The sequence below is a fragment of the Termitidicoccus mucosus genome, from assembly GCF_038725785.1.
GTDB classification, from domain to species: domain Bacteria; phylum Verrucomicrobiota; class Verrucomicrobiia; order Opitutales; family Opitutaceae; genus Termitidicoccus; species Termitidicoccus mucosus.
This window is the reverse complement of sequence record NZ_CP109796.1, coordinates 7,130,853-7,146,786: the sequence shown is the minus strand read 5'-3', so window position 1 is coordinate 7,146,786 and position 15,934 is coordinate 7,130,853. Positions and strand designations below refer to the sequence as shown.

The following is a 15,934-nucleotide window of genomic DNA, read 5'->3' as shown; positions in this document are numbered from 1 at the left end:
GAAAACGCGCGCGGCTTTTGCGAGGCCGCGTCACTCGTCCATGACGATGACGCGGGTGTCGGCCAGATGGTCGTGCAGGCAGCGGCGGTCGTCGCGGAAGAGAAAAAAGAAATCCACCAGGGCGACGACGGGAAACAGATAAAACAGCCACATCAGCAGCCAGCGCACGATCACGCCGGTGACGAATCCCGGCGGCTCGTCATCGCTGGTGGAAGGCACGATGCGCAGACGCAGGAGGCTTTTGCCTATGCTCTGGCCGCGCGCGGCCTGCATCCATCCCTGGATAACGAGGCAGGAGATCGCCGTGGCGAAGGGAAACAGGACGGCCCACTTCAAGGACGCCCAGTTGGTCACCGCGCCGGAAAAATACAGCGTCAGGCAGAACCACAAAGGCAGCAGGCTCAGCATCCACATCAACCCGTCCACGAGGGCGGCCATTATCCGGTCCGCCGGCAGGGCGATTCGCACTCCATCGTGCTGCACAATCGGCAGACTTGTGACGCCCACCGGGGGCCTGGAACTGTGCGCGCCATTGAATGCGCCCGGCACCGTTCCGGCTTGAAACGGCATGGCCGGGCGGGAGAGATACGGCGCTCCCGGGGGATGAGTGGATGACAACTCGGTGGTCGAGAAGGGCGGCTGGGTCGGGCCGATCGCAAAGAATTCCGGATACGAATATAATTTTTTCCAAGTCGTCTCGCCGGTCTTGATTGCGAGAGTGTGAGGCGAAAGCAGACCTTCCCTGATCCAAATTTTAATTTGTTCCACAGGATGAGGACCATCCTCACTGCCATCTGGAGTACGGAAAGTAAACATGGCCAAATTTAAGGTTATTTTACTATTCCGATGTCAACACAGGATTTTAATAAACAGTACTTTGCAAAGCATATTTGCAATGTGCAATGCGCCAAGAAGGCATCCGAGGGTGGTCTCGGAGATGGCGCGGCGCGGCTGGCTGGCCGGGCGTCCGGCGCAACTATTATACCGATGGCAATTGGTGTTACTCCGGCTCGGCCGTGCCTTCGGTGACCCAAGCCCGGGCTTCGGGGACTTGTTCGAAAAATCCGCGGAGGGCCGCGCCGAGGTGCTCGGCGTAGCGGAAGTGCGCGCCCATGCCGGTGCGAAGCTCGGCCTCGTAGATGAACTTGTCGGCGTGCGTGGAGTGCTCGAAAGGCGTCTGCGCACCGAGGAGCAGCGAATAAAGATAGGCGGGCGAGCCGCGCTGCATGAGCTCGCGGGTGAGCGCGGCCTGGTCGGCGAGAAGCGCGGCGTGGCCGGCGTGGCCGGCGTGGCCGATTTCGGGCGGGAGGTAGAAACCGGCCTGGATGAGCGGCGTGAAGCGGTGTCCGGTGCGGTGGCGGTTGAGGTCGCGGAGTTCGGCGATGGAGAGGTTGTTGAAGGCAAAGGCCACGCGCATGCGGCGGGTGGCGGCGCCTTGCTGGCCGTAGCGGTTGACGCGGTGGCGGAGCGCGTCGGCGACACCCTGCGTTTCCGCGAGGAAGGGCGGCGTGGCGCGCTCGACATGCACCCAGGTCTCGTCGGCAAGGGGCGCGGTGGAGAGTCGTTCGAGGCCGAGCGCGCAACTGGCGGCAAGCTCGGCGCGGAAGGTTTCCTCGCAGGATTTCTCGGCCGCGCTGTGGCGCATGAGGCGCGGGGATTGTTTCAGGAGTTCGGCGCGGAGAAGCGCGGCGGCGGCGCGGGCCTCGGGTTGCGGCAGCGAATCGAGCTGGCGGACAAGCTGCGCCCACATGCGCGAGCTTTGCACGAGGGCGAGGTTGGTGCGCGTGGCGAAGGGGATGAAATAGCGGGCGCGGTCGAGGGCGTAGTTTTTGCGGAGGCGCGTGACGACGGCGGGTTTCGCGTCGGCGGGAAGCCGGATGAGGCCGGGCTGCGCGATGGCGAGGGCGTCGAGGCGGGCGTATTCCTGCTGGTAGGCGGCGAAGGCGCGGGCCATCACGTCCTGCCAGCGGTCGGCGAGATCGGCGGGGATGCCGAGGTCGGCGGGCGCGGGCAGGCTGGCCGGGGCCATCGTGATGTAGCGCGTGCTGGACTCCTGCCCGTCGGCCATCTGGGCAAGCTCGAAGATTTTATAGGCGAGCCACATGGAGACGCCGTCGAGGGCGATGGCGAGGCCGCCGGTGAGGCCGCCGATGGAGGCGTGTCCGTAATCGACGAATTTGAGGATGCGGTCGATGGAGGCGTCGGGGTTGGCGAGATCGACCTTGGCGAGGATGTTGGCGAGGCCGTCGTTGCTGCGCGAGTAGCGGGCGAGCACGGAGGCGAGAAGCTCGGGGGTGACCCTAGGCTGGTCGGCGGCGGTGGGCGGAGGGACGATGGCGAGGCCGGTGACGTTCATGGCGGGGCGCGCGAAGCGCGCCGGTTTAAGTTGAAGTTTAAGTTGAAGAAAAACCTTCGCCGCCGCGTCCTTAAACTTCAACTTAAACTTCAACGGCCGGCGAAGCCTGCTTTCGAAAAACGGAGACGTGGAAGCCGTCGGTGTTGCGGGCGGCGGGGAGGAGGGTTTCGGAGTGGAGGAGACGGAAGGAGGGATGCGCTTCGAGAAACCGGGTGGCGACGGCTTCGTTTTCGTGGCGGCTGAGGGAGCAGGTGGCGTAGATGAGGAAGCCACCGGGGCAGACGCGCGGGGCGTGGCGCGCGAGGATTTCGAGCTGGAGGCGCGCGGCGGCGCGGATGTCGGCCTCGGTGGTCGTCCATTTGAGGTGCGGGGCGCGGCGCCACGTGCCGGTGCCGCTGCACGGGGCATCGACGAGGATCGCGTCGTAGAGCGCGGCGGGCGGTTGCGAGGGGGGCAGGACGCGGATGTTTTTCAGACGGGCGCGGGCGGCGCGGCGGGCAAGCTCGGCAAGGGCGTCGGAGCGCGGGTCGGCGGCCTCGATTTGCGCGGCGGGACCGAGGAGGCGGGCGAGCTGGAGGGTTTTGCCGCCGGCGCCGGCGCAGGCATCGAGCCAGCGGAGAGGAAGGGCCGGGGCGGCGGCGATTTTGGCCAGGGCGATGGGAAGGATGAGTTGGGAGCCGAGGTCCTGGATTTCGACGAGACCGCGTTGGTAGGCGTCGGTTTTTGTGATGTCGGCGTCGGGGAAGAGGAGTTCGAGCGCGCCTGCGAGTTCGGGAGAGGCACGGTGCGGCCAGCCGAGGGCGTCGAATTCGGCGAGGACGGGCGCGGGCTCGTCGGTTTGCAGGCGGAGCCAGAGCGGGGCGCGGGTGTTGAGGGCGTCGAGGTTGGGCGAAGCGAACGCCTCCGGGCAATGGCTGCGGAACCACGCGGGAAGCAGGCCGGCGGCATCGAGACCGAGAAACGCGGCGCGTTCGGTGGGCGCCGGGGGAGCGGGCGGAGCGGCGAGGAGGAGCGCGCGCTTGAGCGGGAGCGTGGCGGGGGAATCGGCGGCGAGCCAGAGGAGGGCATGGAACGGGCTCGCGGCGGGAGACGCCGCGGCGGGCGTGAAAGCGTCGGTGGCAACAAGGGCGTTTTCAAACCATGGCAGATGGCGGATGGCGGTGTAAAGGAGCTCGCGATAGAGGCGGCGGTCGCGGCTGCCGAAACGACGCTCGCGGGCGAGGCGCTGCTGGATGCGCGCGGGGAGATTGCGGTCGGCGTGGAGATGCGGGCGCAGCTCATTGAAGAGCGCGAGAAAGGTGCGGGCCTGGCTGTGGGCGTGGCGGATCAAGGCGGGAGTCGGTGTTTCCGGCAGCATGGGGGAAACGGCGGCGGGCAGGCAATGCCGCGGAATGCAGCGATGTCGCTGCGCCCCTGCGCGTCCTCGCGCGGATGAGCGCGGCGGCTGGCGGCACGCCGGCGGGATTGGCACGGGGAGCGCCGGCATCCTGCCGGCAGGTGGCACGGGCGGCCCGCCCGTGGGCTTGGCGACGCTTCGCGTCGTCTGCCGGCTGGAAGCCGGCGCTCCCAGTCGCTGGCGCGTTTTCGCACGGGCTACGGGATGGCTTCGAGTTCGGGCTGGGTCCAGGGCTTGGTGCGGCCGGCCGCGCCTTTGGTGCGGATGGCGGTGACCTGCTCGGCGGAAATCGGACCGCCGGTGTTGCCCCACTCTTGGCGGACATAGGTCAGCACGGCGGCGATTTTGTCGTCGCTCCAATTGTAACCGCCGCCGGGACCGAAGGCGGGCATGTTGCCGTTGTAGGTCTGGCCGTGGACTTTCAGTTCGCCGGTCAGGCCGTGCAGGAGGATGCGGATGACGCGCTCCTCGCTGCCGTTGGCCCACTCGGAGCCGGCCAGCGGCGGGTAGGCGCCGGGGACGCCGGTGCCGGCCGCCTGGTGGCAGGTGGCGCAGATGGCGAAGAGTTTTTTGCCTTGGGCAATGGGGTCCACCGCGGCCTTTGCGCCGCCGCCGCGGGCGGCGGCCTCGCCCATTTCGAGGGTGTAGCGCTCGTCGTAGGCGAGCGGGCTGAAGCCGCCGAGGTTGTTGACGAAGTAGATGGCGACGCCGATGAACATCGCGCAGACAAAGAAGGTGAGGAGCAGCGGCATGGGCGAATAGCCTTCGGCCGGCTCGTTTTTCTCGCGCAGGAGAATGGCGTGCACGCTTTGGATTTCGCGGTCGCTCGCGCCGGGTTGCTCGATGCGCGGGTCGTTGTCCGAGGGGTTTCGCGCGCTCATGGAGCGGCCTCCTTGGCTGGTGCGGCGGTGCCGGTGGTCCCGGTGGCGGCGGCAGGCGCGGCAGTGCCGGATGACGATGGCGCAGTGCCGGCGGTCCCGGTCGCCGTCGCTCCTGCCGCGGCGGGCGGCGGCGCGGCGGGGGCGTTGAGGTCGATGTAAACGCGTTTGGTCTCCTCGGGATAGGTGTAGGTGTCCTTCAGGTTGAGGAGATACTCGACGAGGGCCTCGGCGCGGTGGGAGGGGACGATTTCGTAGCCAGCGGGCGGCTGGTATTGGGGAGGGAGGCCCCTGTGGATCGCCTTGGGCGAGGGCTCGCCGACAATCTTGCGTGTTTCGAAGAGGAACGCGAAGGGCGGCATGATCGAGCCGGGCGAGGTGATGGTGGGATCGTAGAGGTGCTTGTAATGCCATTCGCGCCCGGCGTCGCCGACCTGGCGGGAGCCGATGTTGCGGAGGTCGGGGCCGGTGCGCATGGTGCCGAGGAGGACGCGCCCGTCGCGGATGTAGTCGCGGGCCACGCTCTGGCGCTCGCCCCAGTTGCGAAGGGTGTCGGTGCCGTAGCCGGGACGGCGGACCTGCTGGGTGTGGCAATAGATGCAGCCGAGATCCTGGTAAACGAGCTTGCCTTCCGCGGCGAGGCCGGGGAGCGCGAGCGGGAAGGTTTTGTCCTCGTTTTCGTCGTAAACGGGCTGGAGGCGCCCGTAGCTGATCTGGTTGATGAGGACGATGCCCGTCCAGGAAAAGGCGAGCGTGAAGAAGATGCCGAGGAAAAGGAGCGGGGCGCGATTCATGACACCTCCTCCATTTCAGTCGGGTTGCGGAAAAGCGTGGGCGCGGTGTCCTGCGGGGCGCGCTTGCGGAAGAGCATCCAGCAGAAATTCACCGCGAAGGCGAGGTGCCCGACGGTGACGAGCATGCCGGCGATGCTGCGCGAGAAGAGCCACGGGACGGTGGCCTTCATGATGTCGAGGAACTGCGGGTAGAGCAGCTCGCCCTTGGCGTCGAGGGCGTTCATCATCCAGCCTTGGATGGCCCCGCCAATGGAGAGGCCGAGGACGTAGACGGTCGCGCCGACCGCGGTCGCCCAGAAATGCACGCGGATGAGCATGGCCGAGGGCCATTCGCGGAGGAGGAGGCGCGGGAGGATGTAGTAGATGGAGCCGAACATCACCATCGTGAAAAAGGCATACATGCCCTGGTGGGCATGGGCGACGGTGAAGTGGGTGAAGTGGAGCGTCTCGCTGACGGTGCGGTCGGCCTGGAAGGAGCCGATGACGCTGGTGATGGTGTAGTTGAACGCGCCGAAGACGATGAAGCGGAGCGTGGGGCTGAACTTCAGCGCGCCGAAGCTGCCGATCATCGTGAGGTGGTGGTTGATGGCGGTGACGACGACGGGCACGACCATCATGAAGCTGGCGGCGATCCCGGCGGTGATGACCCACGCGGGGACCGGGCCGCCGACGAGGTGGTGCACGCCGGCCCAGTTGTAGAAGATGGCGAGCGACCAGAAGCCGAGAAGCGAGAGGTAGTAGGAATGTATCGGTTTTCCCAATACCTTGGGCAGGAAATAATAGATCGCGCCGAGGCCGATGGGGGTGAACCAGAGGCCGAGGACGTTGTGCGCGAACCACCAGTTGACGAGCGCCTGCACGGTGCCGCGCGCGGGCTCAAAGATGATCATGATCTGCGCGATGGAATAGAGCCACGGAAACCAGAAGAGCGCCGCCAGGATATACCATTGCGAGACGTAGATGTGCTCGGACTTGCCGAAGCGGAAGGTGATGACGGCCCACGCGCCGACGAGGGCGTAGGCGACGAAGAGCATGGGCGTGGCGTAGGAGGGGAACTCCAGCCACTCGACCGAGGTGGAGTCGCCGGCCAGGATGCCGAGCACGCCGGCAGTGACGCCGATGTTCCAGAACACCCCCGCGACCATGAGGATGCCGGCGTGGCGGAGGACGGAACGCGACAGGCGCGCCATGAGCCAGAACGCCACGGCGAAGGAGGCATTGACCGACCAGCCGTAAACGACGGTGTTGAGGTGGGCGGTGCGGGCGCGGCCAAAGGTGAGCCATTCCAGATCGCCGAGGAAGTGCGGCGTGTGGAGCTTGAAGGAGGCGATGAGGGCGAAGGCCGTGCCGGCGAGCAGCCAGAGCACGGACGAACTCAGGAAAAAGACCGCGGGGATGCGCGTGGACGCATCGATCTCGCTCAACTCGGCGCGCGCGACGATGTCGGGCGAACTGCCGGGATTGATGGAGGCGGCGAGGCTGGGAGTGGTGGACATTTGCGAAAAGGACGAATCGCGAAAAAAGGGTTTTCGGTCGTGCGACCTGGATTTGTTTCTTTCTCTTTATTCTTTATCTTTCCTCTTTCTCTTTTTCGGACGGAAGCCAGGGACGAAAGAGGAAAGATAAAGAATAAAGAGAAAGACGAGGTTGGTGTTTGTGGCGGATCAGGTGGCGGGCGTGGTTGGTTTTGGTTTGCGACGTTTCTGCGGGAAGAAGTCGGTGGGGCGGCCGATGGGCTCCTTTTCGTCGAAAATGGAGGCGGCGCCTTTCTCGAAGTCGCGAAGCTGGCCGTGCTTCGACGACCAATGCAGCGCATACACCGCCGAGGCCGTGATGGCCACGCCGATGACGAATGCGATGATGTAGAAAAGCCACTCCATTTTAGGAAATGCGGATTGCGGAACGCGGAATGCGGAAGGGTCGGGCGGGCACGGTCATTTTTGTTTCTCCCGTTTTGCGGCGAGTTCCTGGACGGTGAGTTCCATCGCGCGATCGATGGGAAGGCGGACGGCGGTTTTCTCCGGGTTCGCCCAGCCATAGGTCGTGGCGGCGGATTTTTCCTTTGCCTGCATTTCCGCCAGGCGCGCGACGCGCTCGGCGGGGGTCATCTGGCTGGTCGTGCTGACGCTGGGGGAATCGGGACGCTGCGGGATGTAGGCGATGAGCAGGATGATGACAAAAATGGCAAACACGCCCGCGGTCGCGATGACGGCGGCCCAGAAGCGGGGGCTCGATGGCGCGGAGTTGGTGTTGGGATCAATCATGATGCGTGAGGCATTCGTCGATGCGCGGGTCGCGGATCGGGATGAGTTTGCGGGCCGGGAGGCTGCGCAGATAGGCCCAGGCGCAAAGGCCGCCGGCGCCGACGAGGGTGGTCAGCACCCAGAGGAGATTGAGCGAGAGGAAGGGCTGGGGCTGGCCGTGCGCGTCCTTCGCGGCGGGCAGGATGTTGTAGCAAAGGTCGATGAGGATGACGACGAGTATCCAGACGACCACGACGCGCAGGCGGGCGTGGGTGACCTTATTCCGGTAGGAGAGGAGATAGAGGAAGGGGAGGAGGAAGTGTCCGAAAACGAGCACCATGCCCACCCAGCCCCACTGGTTGAACACGCCCTCGGCGCTGATTTCGCGGAGGTTGTACCAGAAGGTTTCCTCGGGGACGTTGGCGTTCCAGATGAGGAAGTATTGGGAGAAGGAGATGTAGGCCCAGAAGACGGTGAAGGCGAAGATGAGCTGGCCGATGGAATGGAGGTGGTTGGTGTTGAGGATGCCCTTGTAGTCGCCGCGCGAATACAGCCAAAGCGAGAGGAGCACGCCGACGGAAAGCGCGGCGCGGGCGCAGTCGGCAAAGAACCAGACGCCATACATGGTGGAGAACCAGTGGTATTCGAGGCTCTTCATCCAGTAGATGGCGGCGAGGGTCAGCGTGACGGCCATCACGGGCAGGCCGGCGGCGGCGGCGATGCGGGCTTTGCGCGTCCATTTGATGTCGCCGTCGTCGTCCTGCGCGAAGGAATAGGCGCGCAGCCGGGCGGCGAGGAGCATCCAGAGGCCGAAGAAGGCGACGGTGCCGATGGTGAGCGCGACCGGGTTCAGGAAGCCGGATTTCTTGATATAAAGAATATCGTCGCCGACGGTGCCGTGTCCGCCGTGAAGCGGAGTGGCAAGATCGGTCCAGGGCCAGATGCTGCCGGGTTTGACCCAGGTGGCGACAAGGAGGGGAACGAAAAGGAGCGCGAGCCACTTCACGCCGGCGAGCCAGTGTTCATACTGGCGGCGGAGGGCGACCGACCAGGAGGCGTCGAGCACGTAGTGGATCATCACCATGATGAGCATGCCGATGGCGACGGCGATCCAGAAGGAAAGGCCGGTGAGGTAGGCGAGCGCGAACGCGTGGGTGTCGGGCGTGAGGAAGAAGCCGACGGCGGTGGCGGCGAGCCCGGCGAGGCCGAGGCCGAGCGCGCGGCCCGCGCCGGCGGCGGCGGGCTTCGATCCGGCGGCGGCGGGAAGCGGTGTGTCGGAGGCGGTGGCGGCGTGGGTGCTCATTTCAGTCCTAGCTCCGGTTTGTGGCTGGGCGGCACGTCGGCGGGCGCGCCGGTTTCGGCGCGCTGGAGGGCGCGCACGTAGGCGATGACGGCCCAGCGGTCCTGCGGGGAGAGTTTGTCCGCGTAGGACATCATGGTGCCTTTGCCGTGGGTGATGGTGTTGAAGATCTCACCCTCGGGCATCTGGCGGAGGCGGTCGTCGTGGTAGGTGGGCGTGGTGCCCATGCCGTAGGATTTGGTGATGCCGTTGCCGTCGCCCAGCGCGCCGTGGCAGGGAATGCAGTAGATGTTGTAGCGTTCCTGGCCGCGCGCCATGAGCTGGGCGTTGATGAGGATTTCCTCGGGAAACCCGCGGGCGAATTCGCCCTTCGCATCTTTTCCCTGATAGAGAAAATCGTCCTCGCGAAGCTCGCCGCGCGGGACGACGCCGGCGGGCAGCGGGCGGTCGGTGCGCCCGTCCGCGAAGAAGGGAGTGGAGGCCTGCGGCTTGAATTTCGCCTGGCGGCTCATCTCGGGAAAAAACGTGTTGGGAAACACCTCGTTGGGCGGCCTGGTCGAGGTCATGCCGCGAAAGCCGAGGATGGACACGAGGGCCACGCAGAAGAGGGCGAGTGCGAGGTAGGCGTAGCGCATGGCTCAGGCTTCCAGTTCGGTGATGTCGGCGCCGCCGGCCTTTTCGAGCAGGGCGCGGGTGGCTTCGAGGTTGAACTTCGGATCGCGGGACTCGATGACGATGAAAAACCGGTCGTCGAGGCCGCGGTGGATTTGGTCGTATTTGAGCACCGGGTGGTAGTGCATCGGCAGGCGGTTGAGGAAGAGCATGCCGCCGATGGTGGCGAAGGCGGTGAAAAGAATCGTGAGCTCGTAAGAGACGGGAAACGCGAACATGGGGCTGAAGAACGGTTTGCCGCCCACGACCAGCGGGTAGTCGAACCTGTTCATGAACCAGATCATCGACATGCCCGTGCAGAAGCCGGTGATGCCGCCGGCAAGCGAGAAGCGCGGCACGCGGGAGCGGGCCACGCCCATGGCCTTGTCCAGGCCGTGGACGGGAAACGGCGTGATGCAGTCCCAGTGTTTGTAACCGGCGTCACGCACCGTCTCCGCCGCGCGCATGAGGTCGGCGGTGGTCTCGAAGGTGGCGATGAGGCTGTTGGGTTGGGCGGCCATGGCGGAGGTTTTGTCAGTGTTTCCCGTGCCCGTGGTGCGCGTGCGGGTCGGCTTGCGGGGTGACGGCTTTCAGCTCGGCCATCGGCATGATGGGGAGGAAGCGGATGAACAGGAGGAACAGCACCGAGAACACGCCGAACGTCCCGAAGAACGTGAAGATTTCCACGATGGACGGCGAGTAGTAGCCCCAGCTCGACGGCAGGAAGTCGCGCGCCAGCGAGGTCACGATGATGACGAAGCGCTCGAACCACATGCCGACGTTGATGAAGATCGAGATGATCCACACGGCGACGAGGTTCCGGCGGAGTTTCTTGAACCAGAACAACTGCGGCGTGATGACGTTGCAGAGGAACATGATCCAGTAGGCCCACGCATACGGGCCGAAGGCGCGGTTGATGAAGGCGAAACCCTCGTAGGGATTGGAGCCATACCACGCGATGAAGAACTCCATGATGTAGGCGTAGCCCACCATCGAGCCGGTCGCGAGGGCGATCTTGCACATGCAGTCGATGTGATACTGCGTGATGAGGTCCTCCAGCTTGAAGATCACGCGCAGCGGCAGCATGAGCGTGAGCACCATGCCGAACCCTGAAAACACCGCGCCGGCCACGAAATACGGCGGAAAAATCGTCGTGTGCCAGCCGGGCAGCAGCGAGACCGCGAAGTCGAACGACACGATGGTGTGCACCGAGAGCACGAGCGGCGTGGAGACGCCGGCGAGGATGACGTAGGCCATCTCGTAGTTGCTCCAGTGGCGGTTCGAGCCGCGCCAGCCGAGCGCGAACAGGCCGTAGATGAAGGAGCGCACCTTGCGCCCGGCGTTGAAGAAACGGTCGCGCAAAATCGCGAGGTCGGGCACGAGGCCGACATACCAGAAGAGCACCGACACCGTCGCGTAGGTGGAGACGGCAAACACGTCCCACTCGAGCGGCGAGCGATAGTTTTGCCAGATGCTGTTGTAGTTCGGGATCGGGAAAAGGAACCACGCGAACCAGACGCGGCCGACGTGAAACACGGGGAAGATGCCCGCGCACACGACCGCGAAAATCGTCATGGCCTCGGCGGCGCGGTTGATCGACGTGCGCCATTTCTGCCGCAGCAGGCACAGGATGGCGGAGATGAGCGTGCCGGCGTGGCCGATGCCGATCCAGAACACGAAGTTCACGATGTCCCACGCCCAGTTGACCGGATTCGCATGGCCCCAGACGCCGACGCCGGTTGACACCAGATACGTGATACCCGCGACCGTCCACGACGCGACAAAGCAGGCGACGATGAAACACCACCACCACCAGGCGGGGGTCTTGCCCTCGATGATCCCGCAGATCTTGTCGGTGATCCATCCGTAGCTGCGGCCGTTTTCGACCAGCAGCGGGCGCGGCAGCGAGGCGGGCTTGACCTCGCGGAGAACGGCGGTGGCGGCGGCGGAATTTTCAGCGGCGTGCGACATCAGGCGTGACCTCCTTCGGCATGGGCTTCGTGGCCGCGGCCTTCGTCGTGCTCGCCGTGGGCGGGATGGTTTTTGTTGTTATACTCGATGCGGCTGAAGGGCAGCGGAATGTAATCGGGCATCGCGGGGTTCGGGTTGCGCAGGCGGCCAAGATAAGTCGTGCGCGGGCGGATGTTCAAGTAACCAAGCAACGAATAATTCTGATCGCGCGCGCGGGCCTGCGAGACGGCGCTGTGCGGGTCGCTGATGTCGCCGAAGGTGATGGCCCCGACCGAGCAGGATTGCTGGCAGGCGACCTTGATCGTGCCGTCGGGCACTTTCACGTCGCCGGTGTCGCGGGCCTTCACTTTTTGCGCGATCTTGGCCTGCTGGATGCGCTGCACGCAGTAGGTGCATTTTTCCATGACGCCGCGCATGCGCACGGTGACGTCGGGATTCTTCGCCATTTTCAGCAGCTCGGGCATTTCCTTCTGGTGGCCGAGCGGACCCATGTAGAGGGCGTCGGTGGCGCGCTTGTTCCAATCGAAGAAGTTGAAGCGGCGGACCTTGTAGGGACAGTTGTTGGCGCAGTAGCGCGTGCCGATGCAACGGTTGTAGGCCATCGCGTTGAGCCCTTCCTCGTCGTGCACGGTGGCGTTGACGGGGCAGACGGTTTCGCAAGGGGCGAGTTCGCACTGCTGGCAGCTCACGGGCTGGAGCGAGACCTGCGGGTCCTCGGGCAGCGAGCGGTTGCCGTCGCCCCCGAACGCGGCCGCGTCGGCGCGTCCGTCGGAATAGTAGCGGTCGAGGCGAATCCAGTGCATCTCGCGTCCGCGCAGGACCTGCTCGCGGCCGACAATGGGAATGTTGTTTTCGGCCTGGCAGGCGATGACGCACGCGGTGCAGCCCATGCAGACGTTCAGGTCGATGACCATGCCCCACTGGTGCTCGCCGGTGAATTTCGGCGTGGTGTAGAGCGAGCCGCCGCGCGGGATTTGTTTGGCGCGTTCGGCGGAGATTTGGGCGCGCTGGGCGGGCGTGAGTTTCGCATCGTCGGCCGGCGTGCTGCCTTCGCCGTAAACCGGCGGCGCGTGCGACTCCATGCCGATGCCGGTGACGAAGGACGGATTTTTCTGGAACTCGTCGTGGTTGGCCTCGCGCACAAGGTCGCGGCCTTCCATCGACCAGTGCTCCTGGGTGTTGGCGAGGAGCACGCGCTTGCCGGTAAGGCGGAGCGTGCCACCGGTCGCGAAATGGGGCGTGTCGCTGGCGCGCAGCGGGTAGGCGTCGAAGCCGACGCCGGTGCCGACGCGTCCGGAGCGGGTGCGTCCGTAGCCGAGCGGGACGATGACGGTGTAATCGGCCAGTCCGGGCTGTATGTGCAGCGGGCCGGTGATGGCGCGGCCGTTGAGCGTGAGCTCGGCGAGGCGGGCGTTTTCCTTGCCGATCTTGAAGTCGGCCTCCTCCACGCGGGCGACTTGCAGGTTGGCGCCGCCGGGATAGATGCCGAGTTCCTTCGCGAGGCGCGGGCTGATGAGGATGGCGTTGTCCCAGGCGATTTTCGTCATCGCCTCGGGGCATTCCTGGAGCCAGCCGTTGTTGGCGAAGCGGCCGTCGTCCACCTTCGAGTCCGCGACGAAGCGGACTTCGAGGTTTTGGGCGGAAAGGGCGGGCAGCGGCGCGGGCTCAAGCGGCGCGGACGGCCTCGCCGCCACGCTGACGGCGGGCCAAGCCGTGCCTTCGAGCAGGCCGTCGTGCAGGAATTTCCTGAAAAACTTGTCCTTGTCCGCGCCCGACGGGGCGAGCGCCGTGATGGTCCGGTGGACGAGCGTGTAGGGATCGGTCGTATCCGAACCGAGGATACGCGCGAGCACCTCGATCCCGGTGAGTCCGCCGAAGAGCGGCAGGATCATCGGCTGCACGGGCACGATGGTGCCGTCGGCGGTGCGGGCGTCACTCCACGATTCGAGGTAATGCGCGGCGGCGATCCGCGTGACACTCTTCGCTTCGACGGCGGAGGTTTCGTCCTCGTAGTAACCGTGACGGATCACCTCCGGCACCGACTTCTGCAACGCGGGCCAGTCGAGATCGGTTGGCGCATTGTAAGCCGGGTTTCCGCCGAGGATGACGAGCGTCTTGACGACGTCGGTCTTGATGGCGGCGGCGAGCGTGCCGAGGTTGATCGCGGGCAGGTCGCGCGTGTCGTCCGGTTCGACAAACCCGACGGTCTCGCCGATGTTGCCGAGGACGTCGTTGAGGGCGTGGACGAGCGCGTGCGCGGCGGGCGGCAGGTGTGCGCCGGCGACGACGAGGCATTGGCCCTTGTGGGCCAGCAGGTCGGCGGCGCAGGCGGAGAGCCATTTTTCCTTGTCCTTGAAATCGAGTTTTCCGGCGAGCGCCGCGAATTCGGCGCGGCCGGCGTTTCCGGAAATTTTCTCCAGCAGCGCCGCGGCCAGCGCAGTCATCTGGCTGCTCGCCAAACGCAGTCGATGGTCGGCCATGCCGCCGGTGAGCGAGAAGCCGCTCTCGGCCACGTAGAGCCGGTTCATGTCGTCGTGCCGGTCGAGCACGCGGCGGCCCTTGGCGAAGTCGCGCGCCTGCGCGATGCTGCCGGGGCCGGAGTGCAGGAAATCGGCGTCGAGCGAGAGGATGCGGCGCGCCTTGTCGAAGCGGTAAACGGGGCGGACGTTCCGGCCGAAAACCTCCCGGGCCACGTTCGCGGACAGGTCGTCGCTCACCGGCTCGTATTCCGCCCAGAGCGCATGCGGATACTTTTCACGGAGCTGCCGCACCAGCGCGGCGCGCGTGGGCGAGGAGCTTTCCTCGGCGAGAAACGCGAGCCCCCGCCCTTGCGCCTCGGCGTAGGTCTTGCCGACGGCGGCGAGCTTGTCGTGAAGCGCGGCGGGCGCGACCGCGTTGCCGTCGATGGTGTGCGTGGTGGCGCGGTCGGGATCGTAGAGATCGAGGACGGAGGCCTGCACGAGCGCGTTGGTCGCTCCGCCGTAGGGTTTGTAGGTGGGATTGCCTTCGAGCTTGGTCGGGCGGCCCTGGTGCGTCTCGGCGATGACGGGGATGGCGGCGCGGCGCAGCGGCATCGCGGTCGCGAAATAAAGCGGCAGGCCGGGGATGACCATTTCCACCGATTTCCCGTAGGGCAGGACGTTGGCCTCGGGGCGGCGGCAGCCGGCGACCAGTCCCACGCCGCCGAGCGCGAACGAGGCCGCCATGAGCTTGAAGAACTCGCGGCGGTCAACGCCTTCGAGCGTGGAGGAGCCTTCGGGAAACTCGCGCGCGAGGTGCTCCTTGAAGCCGGGCGAGTCGGCGAGTTCGTCGAGGCTGCGCCAGTAGTTGCGTCCGGTGGGCCGCGCGCCGGAGGCGGAATCGTCGTGAAGGGGATGCGGTTTGCGTTTCATCGGTGGCAGCCGGTGCAGCTTTGCGGCGGGGCGATTTTGTTTTTGCGGACAAACTCGGCCGCCCACTTGTCGTGCTCGGCCTGTTGCGCGGGCGTCCAGTTGAGGTTGGTGATCTGGTCGAGCGGGCGCACGAACGCGGCGGGATCACGGTGGCAGTCGAGGCAGAAGCCCATGCTGAGCGGCTTCTCGTGGCGGACGACTTCCATCTCGTTGATCTGGCCGTGGCACTCGACGCAGGAGACGCCGCGGTTCACGTGGACGGCGTGGTTGAAATACACGTAGTCGGGCACCTGGTGAATTTGTTTCCACGGCACCGGATTGCCGGATTCGTAGCTGGCGCGGATGGGCGCGAGCAGCGGGCTGTCGGTCTTGATCAGGCTGTGGCAGTTCATGCACGTCTGCGACGTGGGGATGTTGGAGAAGCCGGACTTTTCGACGTTGCTGTGGCAGTAGCGGCAGTCGATGCCGAGCTGGCCGTTGTGCAACTGGTGGCTGAACGGCACGGGCTGGACCGGCGCGTAGCCGACGCGGGTGTATTTCGGGGTGGCGTAGTAGGTCGTCGCCGCCGTGACCACACCCGCAAGCACGATCACGAAAATGATGATTTGCAGAGGCAGCTTGTTGGCCGACTTGGGGAAGAGTTTGGACATGGGCTACGGGCGCTCAGAGTTGCCGCCGTGAAGGCCGTTTGCGTCACGGTCACACATCGGTGCGTGACACGGCCCGGGGTTCGGTGCGCAACTTGAAGGAAGTGGTCGTCGCGACGGGAGATGGATTGGAAGACGGGCGTCTCCCGGCAATAAACGCGGGGACGATACCGGCCGCCGCCATCATACCTAGAAACTTGCCCAAGAAAGATTTTCGCGAGTGTTTGTGGCTCACAGGTTGAATCGTTAAAAGCGCAGCTAAGACACAAATGAAATAAATCTAATGCAAACCCAAAATCCAGAGTC

General features: G+C 65.4%; 14 protein-coding genes. All 14 read right to left on the bottom strand.

Annotated elements, in window-relative coordinates; genetic code table 11:
- Positions 1 to 30: 30 nt before the first annotated feature.
- Positions 31 to 768 carry an RDD family protein gene (locus tag OH491_RS25150; protein WP_068768487.1) on the bottom strand — a complete coding sequence of 246 codons (738 nt, stop codon included), beginning with the start codon at positions 766 to 768 and terminating at the stop codon, positions 31 to 33.
- Between the two features lie 232 nt (positions 769 to 1,000).
- A complete protein-coding gene (locus OH491_RS25145; RefSeq protein ID WP_068769738.1) occupies positions 1,001 to 2,356 on the bottom strand; it encodes an FAD-dependent thymidylate synthase in 1,356 nt (451 codons plus the stop codon).
- Between the two features lie 82 nt (positions 2,357 to 2,438).
- On the bottom strand, positions 2,439 to 3,713 hold the full coding sequence (locus tag OH491_RS25140) for an RsmB/NOP family class I SAM-dependent RNA methyltransferase (RefSeq protein ID WP_068768488.1): 1,275 nt from the start codon (positions 3,711 to 3,713) through the stop codon (positions 2,439 to 2,441).
- Between the two features lie 236 nt (positions 3,714 to 3,949).
- A complete protein-coding gene (locus OH491_RS25135) occupies positions 3,950 to 4,633 on the bottom strand; it encodes a c-type cytochrome (protein ID WP_068768489.1) in 684 nt (227 codons plus the stop codon).
- Positions 4,630 to 5,424 carry a cbb3-type cytochrome c oxidase subunit II gene (locus OH491_RS25130; RefSeq protein ID WP_068768490.1) on the bottom strand — a complete coding sequence of 265 codons (795 nt, stop codon included), beginning with the start codon at positions 5,422 to 5,424 and terminating at the stop codon, positions 4,630 to 4,632. Before OH491_RS25130 ends, OH491_RS25135 begins: the two co-directional genes overlap by 4 nt.
- Entirely contained in the window at positions 5,421 to 6,920 is a 1,500-nt protein-coding gene (locus OH491_RS25125) for a cbb3-type cytochrome c oxidase subunit I (protein ID WP_068768491.1), read from the bottom strand. The genes OH491_RS25130 and OH491_RS25125 overlap by 4 nt, the downstream gene beginning before the upstream one ends.
- 168 nt (positions 6,921 to 7,088) lie before the next feature.
- Entirely contained in the window at positions 7,089 to 7,304 is a 216-nt protein-coding gene (locus tag OH491_RS25120; RefSeq protein ID WP_068768492.1) for a hypothetical protein, read from the bottom strand.
- A 54-nt stretch (positions 7,305 to 7,358) separates the two neighbouring features.
- A complete protein-coding gene (locus tag OH491_RS25115; protein WP_068768493.1) occupies positions 7,359 to 7,688 on the bottom strand; it encodes a hypothetical protein in 330 nt (109 codons plus the stop codon).
- Complete coding sequence (locus tag OH491_RS25110; protein WP_068768494.1) at positions 7,681 to 8,970, bottom strand: hypothetical protein; 1,290 nt, start codon at positions 8,968 to 8,970, stop codon at positions 7,681 to 7,683. The genes OH491_RS25115 and OH491_RS25110 overlap by 8 nt, the downstream gene beginning before the upstream one ends.
- Positions 8,967 to 9,602: a c-type cytochrome gene (locus OH491_RS25105; protein WP_068768495.1), complete on the bottom strand. Its 636-nt coding sequence runs from the start codon at positions 9,600 to 9,602 to the stop codon at positions 8,967 to 8,969. Before OH491_RS25105 ends, OH491_RS25110 begins: the two co-directional genes overlap by 4 nt.
- Before the next feature lie 3 nt (positions 9,603 to 9,605).
- Positions 9,606 to 10,139, bottom strand: a complete 534-nt coding sequence (locus OH491_RS25100; protein WP_068768496.1) for a DUF3341 domain-containing protein — start codon at positions 10,137 to 10,139, stop codon at positions 9,606 to 9,608.
- Between the two features lie 13 nt (positions 10,140 to 10,152).
- A complete protein-coding gene (gene nrfD, locus OH491_RS25095) occupies positions 10,153 to 11,589 on the bottom strand; it encodes an NrfD/PsrC family molybdoenzyme membrane anchor subunit (protein WP_068768497.1) in 1,437 nt (478 codons plus the stop codon).
- Positions 11,589 to 14,981 (bottom strand): TAT-variant-translocated molybdopterin oxidoreductase, encoded by a 3,393-nt coding sequence (locus OH491_RS25090; protein ID WP_068768498.1) that lies wholly within the window; start codon positions 14,979 to 14,981, stop codon positions 11,589 to 11,591. Before OH491_RS25090 ends, nrfD begins: the two co-directional genes overlap by 1 nt.
- Positions 14,978 to 15,631 carry a cytochrome c3 family protein gene (locus tag OH491_RS25085; protein ID WP_068768499.1) on the bottom strand — a complete coding sequence of 218 codons (654 nt, stop codon included), beginning with the start codon at positions 15,629 to 15,631 and terminating at the stop codon, positions 14,978 to 14,980. Before OH491_RS25085 ends, OH491_RS25090 begins: the two co-directional genes overlap by 4 nt.
- Positions 15,632 to 15,934: the final 303 nt, after the last annotated feature.